This window comes from uncultured Deefgea sp. (assembly GCF_947072475.1).
Taxonomy (GTDB): domain Bacteria; phylum Pseudomonadota; class Gammaproteobacteria; order Burkholderiales; family Chitinibacteraceae; genus Deefgea.
Genome location: NZ_CAMTIA010000013.1, coordinates 37,784 through 49,309 on the forward strand (window position 1 = coordinate 37,784; position 11,526 = coordinate 49,309).

Consider the following 11,526-nt stretch of genomic DNA (forward strand, 5'->3'; position numbering starts at 1 on the left):
ATCACGCTGAGCATTATTCGCTCGGTGTATCGGCGGCCTCTAGAAATAAATAGCCCAGTTGGCTCAGTTGTTGCTGTAAAAAATCAATCGCCGCTTGGCTGTCGTGCGCATCGCCTTGGACGCTAAATTCGATATGCGCTTGCTGGCAATGCTGATTGCCAAAACTAGGTAAGCTAGAAAAAGTCAGTTGCGGCCATTGATCGACAACGGCTTGCATCAAGTCAATCAAATCACCTTCTTTGGCGTTGAGTACGGTCAAGCTGCGGCGAGTGGCCACGGTGCCTGCGGTGTAGTACTGATCGAGTAGCCATTCCACCATCGGCCAAGCCATCGTTGGGAAACCCGGTAGCAAATAATGCTGAGCAATCGCCGCGCCAGCGACTTGGTTGACTGGGTTGGGGATGATGCTTGCGCCTTGTGGGAACTGCGCCATTTTAATTCGATGCGGATACGCATCTGCGCCAAAGCGTTGTTCAATCAGCGCAGCTGCTTGCGGTTGGGGTAGCAATGGCACGTTGAGCGCGCTGGCCAATGCCGCGCGCGTATGGTCATCGGGCGTAGCGCCAATACCGCCGCAGCTAATCACATGGCGCTGTTCGGCCAAGGTGCGTTTGAAGTGGGCGATCAACGTCGCCGGATCATCCGGCAAATAATGCACGCTACTTAAAGTATGACCGCGCGCCTGCAGTCGCTGCAAAATCGCCGCAAAGTGCTGATCGACTCGCCGACCGCTTAAAATCTCATCACCAATAATCAATACAGTAAATTGCGCCATTGTGTCGTATCCATAAAAGTATTTATCTGATGGGTATATCCATGTGGCTTTTGTATTCTGTGCGCTGCATGGATATACATTGTGATTAGCTGCTTTCTTCGCTTAAAGTTTGTAGGATTTGAAACATGTTTTGAAAAACAGCCGGTATGGCTTGGCGGCCTTGGATTTCGGCGGCTTCGGCGATTTCGAGCGCCATGCCCGGCTTTGAGTGATGGCGTAGGGCGCGGCTGATGGTGTCTTCGTCGCTGAGTGGCGGCTGCTGAGCCAGTGCAGTGCGGTAATAGTGATTCATTTCGCCGCGCGGTGCGGCAGCTTGGCGGTAGGTGTCGGCAAAGCCGTTATCCCACAAAAAATGCTCGATGTCGCGGCAATCGAGCATGGTGATGTGTTGATCTTCTGGGCGACTCCCCAGCAGGCTGCGGGCGCGTTTTTGGTATTTCATGCCAGCGTCGTCGCCATCGCAAATCACATGCCAATGAATCCCCAAATGGTCGGCAAATTTAATCAACGGCGCTAAGCCCGCTTGGGCAAATTCAACGCAGCGGATGCCTTCGAGTGGGAAATTAACCCCGCAAATTCGCGCGAGTTCTGGCAGTAACCAAAACTCAGTTTCACCTTCAACTAACAGCCAAACGCGGGCAAACATGCTGCTGGCGCGATTGCTGCGAATATGAAAAGCGACTTTTCTGGCGTCGGACAGCGATAGCGCCTGATCGGCCAATTGATACACGTGAACGTGGTTGCTGCGCCGTACTAAGCGGCGCAGTGCGTGCTGGGCAAAGCTGCCAAGTAAGTCGCCATTATTGGTGGTGATGATTTTTTGTAAGGTGAGTTGCTCGATCAAACCCCAAATCATCGCCAATTGAATCGGGTGTAGATGCGTTTCGGGGTCTTCCATCACCAAAATCGGCTCGGCGTCGGCATGCAGCGGATTTTCTCCGCGCGCGGCCAATAGCGCACCGAGCAAAATCAGCAAGGTAACGCGGCGCGAGCTCGAGCCAGAACGATTGGCGATGTCAATTAAAGTGTCGTCGTCACGAAAATTAAGCGGCGCGGCGGCGATTTGTTCGGCCAGCCGTTGTGGCGGCTCTTTGCCTTGCAATAAATGCGCTTGTTCGTGAAACAAAGCTTGCATTGCGGCCAAACCAGCGGACAACTCTTGTGGGTGCAGTTGATGCGGTAGCGTTAAAATTCGCTCAAATACGGCGCGCACTGCGGCGCTGGCCGGTAGCAGCGGGTCGTCATCGTGCGCTTGGCTGGCTAAGCGCGGATGCGTTAGCCAATCAGTGAGTTGCATATCGCGAAAACGGAGTACGGGATGCAACTCAATGATCTCTGTGGCGAGCGCATCGCTGTTGGGGTGCTCAATTTCGTTGCCATCGGCAGCCATAAAGCTGCGCCGAGCGCGAATCTCGGTGTGGCCAAAGCGCTCAGCCGCAAAGCGCAGCGCCAATGTGGCGTTGCCGTTGGCATCCCGCCATGACAGGGCATGCCAGTGCTCGGGCATCGTGTGGGCTTGAAAAAACAAGGTAATATGCAGCCGCCGCGCAATGCTGGCGCGTGAATTGGCGATGCGATGAAAATCATCGTGCGTAAATAAAGTGCTAATCGGGACGGGGCTAGAGAGGCAACGGCAGAGCGCGCTAATCAGGCTGGTTTTTCCCCAGTTGTTTTCGCCAAACAGCGCGGTGGCGCTGGCATTCAATGCTAAGTCAATTTGACTAATGCCGCGAAAATTGGTGATTTGAAGCCGAGCCAGTTGCATTGTCGATTACCGAGTCAAGAAAGGGCGTCACGTTGATGGCTGTGATCATAACATGCACTTGTCAATGTTCGTCAGCTTGCATCAGGTGGCGTGTGCAGCGGCCTCTTGTTCTTGGTCAAACCATTGATGGCACGCCAAGCGTAAGCGCTCCGCGCCAGCGGTGAGTTGTTTTTCGGCATGCCACACAATAAAAAATCGGCGCTCCAAAGCGTGGTTTTTTAAGTTAATAGTGGCAAAAGTACCCGCCGCCAATTCGCGCCTAATTGCGCGGCGCGAGCCGCAACTAATGCCCATATTAAGTCGAATCGCCTCTCGAATCGCCTCGCCACTGCCTAATTCAAGCACCACATTGATGGCCCCCAGATGCGGCAAGAGCATGGTTTCTAAGCTTTGCCGAACGCCAGAGCCCGGTTCGCGCAAAATCCACGCGCATTGCGCGAGTTCAGTTGGCTTGGGCGTGCTGCCTGCTAAGGGATGATCAGGATGGCAAAAAATAACCATTTCGTCTTTAAGCCAGAGCTCACACATTAAATTACTGTGGGTCAGCGGCGCTTCGATTAGGCCAATATCGGCCTTGCAGTCGAGCAGCATTTTCATCACGGCTGGTGAATTGCCGATTTCAACTTCGTAGCGGGTGTTCGCCACTTGCATTAAGGGGGCGAGTAGCGCAGGTAACACATAGTTACCGATGGTTAAACTGGCGGCGATTTTAAGTCGGCTTGGTGCACCTTGCTGGTAAATGGTTTCTAAGTCATTGGCTTGTTGCAGCATATTGAGTGCGCGCGGCAATAAATAGCGGCCGTGTTCATTCAGCGAGACTCGGCGGCCAATGCGATCAAACAAGGTCACGCCTAAGCGGCGCTCTAATTCGCCAATCGCGCCACTCATCGCCGATTGCGACAGCCCCAATGCCGCGCCTGCCGCAGTGACTTGCCCCGCTTGGCTAATGGCGACAAACACTTCGAGCTCTCTGAGGGTGATTTTTAGCATGGTATTTTCGCTTATCGGTTTTTACGATGATTATAGCCTGAAAAACCTGTTTTTCATGATGCATGGAGGGGAATAGAGTGGCGTTGTCCGCAAATAAAAACATCACGGAATCCACTTATGACCTGCATCAATCAACTTAAATCCTGCGCACCCGGCTTGGCCGTGGTTTTGGGCTTAACCATTATTTCAACCTTGGTCGGCAATGCATTTCCACTAATGGGTGGCGCAGTGGTTGGGATTTTACTCGGGATTATCATCCGCAGCCGTACCACGATTGCACCGCAATTTAATGCTGGGATTCAGTTCTCATCGAAACAAATCTTGCAGTGGTCGATTGTCGGCTTGGGCTTTAGTTTACCGATTGCCGACGTGATTAAAACCGGCATGAGCTCGTTAGAAATCACTTTTGCTACGATTACCGCAGCGGTACTTAGTGCGATCATTTTTGGCCGCGTATTAAAAATTCCGCTCAAACTGTGTGTATTAATCGGTACCGGCACGGCGATTTGTGGCGGCTCGGCGATTGCTGCGATTACCCCGGTGGTGAAACCGGATGAACACGATACGGCGTTCGCTTTATCAACGATTTTCTTATTTAATATTGTCGCTGTGCTGGTGTTTCCGGCCATCGGCCATATGCTGGGCATGAGCGATAGTGGCTTTGGCATGTGGGCCGGTACCGCGATTAATGACACTTCGTCGGTAGTCGCCGCCGCGTATTCTTGGAGTGACAATGCCGGTGACTACGCCACAATTGTCAAGCTGACTCGTGCGATGTTGATTATTCCGGTGACGCTGATTTTTGCTTTCTTATTTGGCATGACGCGTCGTAAAGAAACCATCAGCGAAGAAACCGAGTCAGTCTGGAAAGCCGTGCCGTGGTTTATTTTGTGGTTCTTATTGGCTTCTTTGTTTGGCAGTATGTTGCCTGATTGGATGATTAAAACCGCCCAGTTTATTGCACCAGTGATGATTACGATGGCTTTGGTAGCGATTGGTCTATCGACAGATTTGGGCCGGATGCGTCAAACTGGCTGGCGTCCAGTGGCTTTGGGTTTATTGGTGTGGGTGAGTGTCGCCAGCACCAGCTTGGTGGTGCAGCATTTGACCGGTCGTTGGTAGTCTTGTGACGAAATGAGTTAACTCAAAAGTATTGATTATTAGGGTATTGCGCTATGGGCTTTGATATATAAAGCACATAAGCCAATACCCTTTTTGTTTGGGCAATGTTCAGATTACGTGTTGATAGTTTTAAGTGCCTGCGGCACGGTTGTTTACAGTCGCAGTCAGTGGCGGCACCCTCTTTCTTTGACTCGCCAAAGAAAGAGGGGGAAAGAAAGGCGACCCGAGCGCGCCCAGCTCCGCTGTGCCCTCGATCGTCGTGAGCCAAACGATATGGCTGTTTGTCTCGCTCCTCACTCGGTGCGCTTAAACGGGTTTTTAAGCCCCAGCTCGACGAGCGCGGCACAGCATCAACACCAAATCTGAACACTGCCTTTTATTGGGTGTTTGTTGAGTTAATCCATTGCGCCTAGCGCAAGAGTCGCTGAGGTGCGGCAGTCTCATGTAGACTAATTGAAAGCCGAATGTAATTTGTCGTTTTTTGGGGGTAGAGATGATTTATTTGATCTGTGGGTTTTTACTGGTTGTCGCCACGGTATTGATTCATGTATTGGGGATTTTTTTAATTACTTTCGTTGAAAAATTCTTAATCCAGCAATTTGCCAGCTCGATCATGGTTGAGGCTATTTTATTTGCCATTGTGACCTATTTATTGATGGTGGTGCATTTGGTATCGATCTTTCTGTGGGCTTTTGTATACGTCGAGATTGGCGCTATGCATAATTTTAGCGATGCGTTTTTCTATTCGATTTCTAGTTACTCCACCGTCGGCTTTTATGCCGAAGGCCCTGCCGGGCCCATTGGCCGCTTAAGCGGTGCCTTTGAATCTTGCGTGGGCATGGTGATGTTTGGCTTATCCGCATCGTATTTGTTTGGTATTCGCGGCAAGTTAAATGCCAATGCATTGGCTAAGCAAACATCAACATAATCCATGGGTATATAGCTGTAGACATTATTAATAAATGGATGCAGCTCAATACCCATGCAGTTAAATTGTTTGTTCGCCACTGGCCTCTTGCGCTAGTCGCTGGCGGCGTTCCAGTTGTTTGGCGTCGTAAGCCGATTTGTGCGCGATATACAATACGCGGTCGACTTCGGCGCAGACGTCGCCCTTGGCGTTCACCATTTCCACGGCATAGGTGCGGGTGATTTCTGGGGTGATGGCGAGTAATTGATGGATTTCAGTCAGTTCTGCTGCATCCAGTCGAAATTCGGCCGTCAGCGTGCTAAGCGCTGGGCGTTTAAAGCGGATGGTGCCGCCTTTATCCCAAACCACATACTCTTCGCCCAAATTAAAATACAGCATGCTCATATAAAAAGGGTCGGTGGCGGCAAACATACTGCCGCCAAACAGGCTGCCATTGAGGTTGCGCGTTTTCCAGTTGAGCGGCAATTTGACGGTGATTTGTCGAACATCAGCGCTGATTTGGCTGACTTTGCAACCGGTGCGGCGGATCGCAGGGTAGTAGTTAAAACCGATTTTTAAGAGCGCAGCCGCAAGGCGCGGCCGAGCAAGGATGGCAAAGGCGAGTTTTTTTACTAGGGGCGACATAGTCATCCATCGGTTTGTTATTGAGTTAAACGAGTTAAGCCATCATGCCGCGCGTTGGTCGCAGATTAAAACGCATAATCACGCTCAACTTTGGCGATGCGGGTTTTGTACTGGCCATACCACTGAGCGCGTCCTGATTTTTGTGCCAGTTGATGCTCGCTATGGGCTTTCCAGTTTTGGATTGACGCTAAATCAGCCCAGTACGACACCGTGATGCCAATGGCAGCTCGGGCAGACTCAACCCCTAAAAACCCCGGTTGGTCTTGTGCTAAGGCCAGCATTTTTTCAGCCATTTCAGCGTAGCCTTGCTCATCCTCAGTACGTATTGAAGTGAAAATCACTGCGTAGTAAGGTGGTTTTGGCGTATTGGCGTATTGGCGTAGCTGGGGTGCTGGTTTTCAGTTGTCATGGTGCCGTTATTGCCTTGAAGTGTTAATCAGGGAAATCGTCAGTGATACGTCATATTCAGAACGTGATGTGCCACTGACGATGCAAGTTTAATCGGCTTCTTCGCCTAAAAACCCACCGCTTTGATGTGACCACAGCCGCGCATACAGGCCACCTTGTTCTAGCAAGCTTTGATGGTCGCCTTGCTCAACAATTCGCCCTTGGTCGAGTACGATCAAGCGATCCATCGCCGCAATGGTGGATAAGCGATGGGCAATCGCCACCACGGTTTTACCTTCCATTAGGCGGTATAAGCTGGTTTGAATCGCCGCCTCAACTTCAGAGTCGAGCGCGCTGGTGGCTTCGTCGAGCAATAAAATCGGCGCGTCTTTGAGCATTACGCGGGCAATCGCAATCCTTTGGCGTTGTCCGCCCGAGAGTTTGACGCCGCGCTCGCCCACATGCGCGTCGTAGCCGGTGCGCCCGGCAGGATCGCTTAAGTTCAGAATAAATTCATGCGCTTCGGCGCGTTTGGCGGCGGCAATCATTTCCTCATCCGTGGCATTGGGGCGGCCGTATAAGATGTTTTCGCGCACCGAGCGATGTAACAGCGACGTGTCTTGCGTCACCATGCCAATGTGCGCGCGTAAGCTGTCTTGCGCTACCTTGGCGATGTTTTGGCCGTCAATCGTAATGTGCCCAGACTGAAGGTCGTAAAAGCGCAGTAATAGGTTCACAATCGTCGATTTGCCTGCGCCGGAGCGACCGACTAAGCCGATTTTTTCGCCAGCGCGAATTTGTAGCGACAGCTGCTTGAGTAGTAAGCGATCTGCTTCGTAGCCAAAATCAACGTGGGCAAATTGGATTTCGCCGCGTGATACAGTCAGTTGCGTAGCGTCGGGTTCGTCATTGACTTCGTGCGGCGTGGTCAAGGTGTTGATGCCGTCTTGTACGGTGCCAATATGCTCAAATAGTGCGGCGATTTCCCACATAATCCATTGCGACATGCCGTTTAAACGCAGCGCCATCGCCAATGAGGCCGCCACCGCGCCTGCGCTTACCTGACCATGGCTCCATAAATACAAAGCAGTACCGGCGCTAGCGATAATCAAGCACACGCTTAAGGTGTGATTGACCACCTCAAAACAACTGACTAAACGCATTTGGCCATGCACGGTGTGCATAAATTCTTGCATCGCGCTGCGGGCAAATGCTGCTTCGCGGCGACCGTGCGAAAACAGCTTCACCGTGGCAATATTGGTATAGGCATCGGTAATGCGGCCGGTCATCAGTGAGCGAGCGTCAGCTTGGTTTTGCGCTGCCTTACCCAGACGCGGAACAAAATAAAACATCGCGCCAATATACAGCAACATCCACGACAGCAGCGGCACTAATAACCACAGATCAAAGCTGCCAGCGACAGCCAGCATGGTGAAAAAATAAATCGCCACAAACACCATGATGTCAGTGACGATAAACACCGTTTCACGCACCGCTAACGCGGTTTGCATGACTTTGGCCGAAACGCGCCCAGCAAATTCATCCTGATAAAAACGCATGCTTTGACTGAGCATTTGCCGGTGAAAGTTCCAGCGCAGCAACATCGGGAAATTGCCGGCTAAGGCTTGATGTTTTAGTAAAGTTTGCAGGCCAACCACCAGCGGGCTGAGTAATAACACGCCCGCAATCAGGCTCAGTCGAAACTGCTCTTGCGCCCAGAGTTGACTCGGTTCGACATGGGCCAGCCAGTCAACAATATGCCCGAGCAAGCTATACAAAATCGCTTCAAAAGAACCAATGATGGCGGTGCAGAGCATCATGCTAAAAATCAGTGGGCGTAGCCCTTTTGTACAGCGCCATATAAATGATTTGAAATCATGGGGTAAGGTTTTGTTTTGCTGTTCTGGGTAGGGGTGAACTATATTTTCAAAAAGTCGAAACACTGAGAGTTAGCCTTGCTGCCATTCGGATTAATAGATTGTACCGAATCTGACGCAAGCAGCGTGGGCTATTGTCAGTTATCATCCGGTTTTTATGCTGTTGAGTTGAATGCTGTTGCTCAACTCAGTGCAATGCAATTTCGGCTAGGCCGATTTAATTTGATGATGGGTGAGGGTGTGCCAGATGGATAGAAATGATTTACTCATTGCGACGCGCTCGGTGTTTTTGGCTCAATTTAATCAAAGAGTGCCGATGGTGCTGGCCCATTCGATTGGGCAATTATTTAATCAGGCCGATCGAGCCAGTTCAATGCTGGAGCAGCGGCGTTTGTTGGCGGCACGGCAATTGATTATGAGTCATGACCAATTGCTTGAGCAGCAATTATCACGTCAGGTTGAGCAATTATTGCATCGCAGCTTTCAAACGGCGTATAGCCATTTTCGACCGTCGTTTACCGAGGGACTCAATGCCACTTTGTCTTTGGTGGAGTCGGCGTCGTTTGAAGAAGAATTACATATTGATCAAATTACCCTGCGTTTTCGGCAAGAGGCCGAAGAAGCCATTCGCGATTTAAATATTCGAATTGCTTTGTTGCTAGAGCAAGACGTGATTAAAGAGCGAGAAAATCCATTTCGCACCTATATTATTTCGCGCAGTTTTGCCAGTGCTTTAGAAGAAACGGTGGCCGAAACGGGGAGCGACAATGAATTAATCCCCGTGCTGTTGGCGCAACTCACCACGTCAATGTGCCCGCACGTCGCGCCGCTGTATGCGGCTTTAAATCAACTGCTGGCCCAGCATGGGATTGCAGCGCAATTGCAATTAAAGGTCAGAAAGCAAAGTGAGCCAGCGGCAATCGCTGCGGGCAATTCGCTGGATCTGCCCGATGCATCACCCTCGGCATTCACCCCCGAAGCGCAACACAGCGCACCCGCATCGGGAGGCCGTGAGCCGCAGCGTGTAGCGGCACCCAGTCGTTCATCGGCGGCTTCATCAGCAACTTCACCAGCAGCTTCATCAGCAGGTTCGGTAGGCGCAGCGCCTTGGAGCGCACGCTCAGAAGATCAATTTTTGGATTTTGTGCAATCTAGACCGTCTGCTTCGCAGGCTTTATCGCCAGGTGCTGCGCCAGCGAGTGCGCCCAATGAGATGGCGGGTATGGGCTATGGCGGCTATGGCGGCTCTGACTCGATGGACTTGGCGGCAGCGCCGGCGTCCAGTGCCGAGGCCCGTGCCAGCATAGTGCGGGCACCTTCATGGCTGAGTCATATTGGCCAAGTCGGTCGAAGCATTCAGCAGTTTTTTAGTGGCCACAGCCTGCAGCAAGGCGCGCAGGGGCAAAGCCCGGTGTGGGATGACGCTGCATCGCTGGAACTACGTTCGGTGAGTGCGCCGCTGAGCCAATCACTGCAAAGTTTGATTGCCGTCGCCACGCCAACGGCCGACGCCATGTGGCGTGGCGACGGCCAATTGCGTAATTTGATTTTAGAGCAGCGGCAACAATTGGGTGCTAGCACCAGCGACGTCAATGAGGCGATGACCATTGATGTGGTTGCCATGCTGTTTGAATTTATTTTGCGTGACGATAAAGTACCGGCCGAAGTTCGGGCGCAGCTTGGGCGTTTGCAGTTTTTGGTATTAAAAATTGCGCTGCAAGATCCAAATCTTTTTGCCAGAAAAACCCATCCAGCGCGCATGCTGGTCAACCGTATTGGTTCGATTTCTCTGGGTATGCAGCAAAATAGCGAAAGCGCCTCCCGAGTCAATACCGAGATTTGCCGCATTGTGGCGATTATTTTGGCCGATGAAAGTGAAGATTTGGCCTTGTTTGTACACATGCTCGATGCGCTGGATGCATGGGTGGCCAATGAATTAGCCCATTGCGAAAAAATGGCCAGTAGCGCCACGCAAGTTTTAGATTCTGCCAAACAGCGCACATTACATTTTGCGCGAATTACCGCGATGATTTCCGACGCTTTATCGCCCTATACCATCGAGCCGTATTTATATGATTTTTTGGTGAGCACTTGGGCGCGGGTGATTGAATTGGCCGGGCGCGAAGCGCCGCATAAAGCCATACAGTATCGCTTATTGGTGCCCGATTTGATTTGGAGCTTAGCGCCTAAAGTCGATCGCGATGAATGCAAGATTTTATTGGGTTTGATCCCAACCATGATTACTACCTTGCGCGAAGGGGTGTTAACGCTTAATTGGACTGCCGAGCAATTGCAAGAATTAAACCTGCATTTGGTGGATGCGCATCGTTTGGCGATGCGTTCAGGTGCCAGTCAAGTGCTGAGCGCCGTGCCGCCACCGCTATCGGTGATGCATGAGGCTTTTGCGCCATTTTTGGACGCGGTGCATACCACTGAGGCCACAGAGAATGAGGTGGTGCTGGCGTTAAATCCGCTGTTTATTCAGGCCGAAATCGATGCTTTAGAAATCAATCTCAATTTAATTGATCAATTGATTGAGTCGGAATTAGGGCCGCCAACCGCAGTGGACATCGATAGCGAAGACGAGGATTTTACGGCGTGTTTAAGTAATGGCGTGGCGGTGGAGATTAATTTTGATGGCAGCGCGCGTATTGCGCAATTGAGCTGGCAAGCCAATCATCCCGATGCGATTGTGTTGACTTGGCCCGACCAAGACGCGCCGGCAGTATTGAGCTTGCGGGCGTTTCGCCGTTTGTTTGCCCGTGATCGCGTGCGCTTTTTAGAGCAAGCGCCTTTATTTGATCGGGCAATGAACGAATTATTGGCCTCGGCCGAGCAAGTGGCCAGCGCCGAAACTGCATTGCCGAGCATGGCGATGGCCTAACCAAGCCCAAGCCCAAGCCCAAGCCCAAGCATGGGTTGGACAATAGTCTAAAACAGCGTCTCGCTGGTGCTGGTCTTGATTTGGGCGCAGCGTGCCGTGCCGTGCCGTGCCGTGCCGATTGCGCTGCGAATGCGGACTTTGCCCGCCTTTTCTGGCAACTGAAGTCAGCTTAAC

The 11,526-nt window shown here is 51.6% G+C and carries 9 protein-coding genes; 3 read left to right on the forward strand and 6 right to left on the reverse strand.

Annotated features, from left to right (window positions below; translation table 11 throughout):
• Window positions 1–13 precede the first annotated feature (13 nt).
• From Q0V82_RS06585 to Q0V82_RS06595, 3 genes are all read right to left on the reverse strand, one after another.
• On the reverse strand, window positions 14–775 hold the full coding sequence (locus tag Q0V82_RS06585; protein ID WP_297573862.1) for a molybdopterin-binding protein: 762 nt from the start codon (window positions 773–775) through the stop codon (window positions 14–16).
• 85 nt (window positions 776–860) lie between these two features.
• Window positions 861–2,540, reverse strand: a complete 1,680-nt coding sequence (locus tag Q0V82_RS06590) for a DUF2813 domain-containing protein (RefSeq protein ID WP_297573865.1) — start codon at window positions 2,538–2,540, stop codon at window positions 861–863.
• 81 nt (window positions 2,541–2,621) lie between these two features.
• Window positions 2,622–3,530 (reverse strand): LysR family transcriptional regulator, encoded by a 909-nt coding sequence (locus tag Q0V82_RS06595; RefSeq protein WP_297573867.1) that lies wholly within the window; start codon window positions 3,528–3,530, stop codon window positions 2,622–2,624.
• A gap of 117 nt (window positions 3,531–3,647) precedes the next feature.
• Here Q0V82_RS06595 and Q0V82_RS06600 point away from each other — a divergent pair, with 117 nt between their 5' ends.
• Window positions 3,648–4,652, forward strand: coding sequence for a YeiH family protein (locus Q0V82_RS06600; protein WP_297573869.1), 1,005 nt, complete (start codon window positions 3,648–3,650; stop codon window positions 4,650–4,652).
• 493 nt (window positions 4,653–5,145) lie between these two features.
• Window positions 5,146–5,580, forward strand: coding sequence for an ion channel (locus Q0V82_RS06605; RefSeq protein ID WP_297573871.1), 435 nt, complete (start codon window positions 5,146–5,148; stop codon window positions 5,578–5,580).
• Window positions 5,581–5,640: 60 nt separating this feature from the next.
• On the opposite strand, the gene Q0V82_RS06610 is transcribed toward Q0V82_RS06605, so the two are convergent.
• The 3 genes from Q0V82_RS06610 to Q0V82_RS06620 all read right to left on the reverse strand — a co-directional run bounded on the left by Q0V82_RS06610 (window position 5,641) and on the right by Q0V82_RS06620 (window position 8,534).
• Window positions 5,641–6,204, reverse strand: coding sequence for a DUF4442 domain-containing protein (locus Q0V82_RS06610; RefSeq protein ID WP_297573873.1), 564 nt, complete (start codon window positions 6,202–6,204; stop codon window positions 5,641–5,643).
• A gap of 65 nt (window positions 6,205–6,269) precedes the next feature.
• Window positions 6,270–6,545: an antibiotic biosynthesis monooxygenase gene (locus tag Q0V82_RS06615; protein WP_297573876.1), complete on the reverse strand. Its 276-nt coding sequence runs from the start codon at window positions 6,543–6,545 to the stop codon at window positions 6,270–6,272.
• A 156-nt stretch (window positions 6,546–6,701) separates the two neighbouring features.
• Window positions 6,702–8,534, reverse strand: coding sequence for an ABC transporter ATP-binding protein (locus tag Q0V82_RS06620; protein WP_297573878.1), 1,833 nt, complete (start codon window positions 8,532–8,534; stop codon window positions 6,702–6,704).
• 181 nt (window positions 8,535–8,715) lie between these two features.
• On the opposite strand from Q0V82_RS06620, the gene Q0V82_RS06625 reads away from it, so the two are divergent.
• Window positions 8,716–11,352 carry a DUF1631 family protein gene (locus Q0V82_RS06625; RefSeq protein WP_297573880.1) on the forward strand — a complete coding sequence of 879 codons (2,637 nt, stop codon included), beginning with the start codon at window positions 8,716–8,718 and terminating at the stop codon, window positions 11,350–11,352.
• Window positions 11,353–11,526: the final 174 nt, after the last annotated feature.

Coding starts and splice junctions, on each gene's coding strand:
- Q0V82_RS06605 (WP_297573871.1), top strand. CDS start 5,146: ATGATTTATTTGATCTGTGGGTTTTTACTGGTTGTCGCCACGGTATTG.
- Q0V82_RS06625 (WP_297573880.1), top strand. CDS start 8,716: ATGGATAGAAATGATTTACTCATTGCGACGCGCTCGGTGTTTTTGGCT.
- Q0V82_RS06595 (WP_297573867.1), bottom strand. CDS start 3,530: ATGCTAAAAATCACCCTCAGAGAGCTCGAAGTGTTTGTCGCCATTAGC.
- Q0V82_RS06590 (WP_297573865.1), bottom strand. CDS start 2,540: ATGCAACTGGCTCGGCTTCAAATCACCAATTTTCGCGGCATTAGTCAA.
- Q0V82_RS06610 (WP_297573873.1), bottom strand. CDS start 6,204: ATGTCGCCCCTAGTAAAAAAACTCGCCTTTGCCATCCTTGCTCGGCCG.
- Q0V82_RS06585 (WP_297573862.1), bottom strand. CDS start 775: ATGGCGCAATTTACTGTATTGATTATTGGTGATGAGATTTTAAGCGGT.
- Q0V82_RS06600 (WP_297573869.1), top strand. CDS start 3,648: ATGACCTGCATCAATCAACTTAAATCCTGCGCACCCGGCTTGGCCGTG.